Annotated in this window: 1 protein-coding gene; it reads left to right on the top strand. The window is 39.5% G+C overall.

Translation table 11 applies throughout. The annotated features are described in order from the left end of the window. Positions 1–602 (top strand): hypothetical protein (locus tag SM447_RS29500; protein WP_474576137.1); only part of this gene is annotated, 602 nt, incomplete at both ends.

Here is a 602-nt window from a genome sequence, read left to right as displayed (position 1 = left end):
GTTCAAATAAAAGATCTTGGAGTAACAACAGCAAAAATAGCTACAGATGCCATTGACAACACCAAAATAACAGATGATGCCGTACAGACAGAGAACATTCTTGATGGAACTATTGCAACAGTAGATATTGCAAGTGATGCCATTGACAAAGACAAAATAAATCCAGATATCGCAGGAACAGGATTAACACAGGCAACAGATGGATCACTAGAAGTAGATGTTACAGCAATCGCAGGAGATGGAACTATATCATCTCCCAACAGTTCGGTTATACTAACAGGAACACCTACTAATGCTGCTCTAGAAAATGTAGGTTTTGATGTCAATGTGGATGATGCTACCCTAGAGGTAGATCCAACAAACGGGGTACAAATAAAAGATCTTGGAGTAACAACAGCAAAAATAGCTGCAGATGCTATTGACAACACCAAAGTAGCAGATAATGCTGTGCAGACAGAGAACATTCTTGATGGAACTATTGCAACAGCAGATATTGCAGATAATGCTGTAAGTACTGCCAAAGTAGTTGACGATGCCATTGACAAAGACAAAATAAATCCTGATGTCGCAGGAACGGGATTAACACAAGCAACAGATGGATC

It is taken from the genome of Micromonospora aridisoli (assembly GCF_056150025.1).
This window is presented reverse-complemented; position numbering and strand designations above follow the sequence as displayed.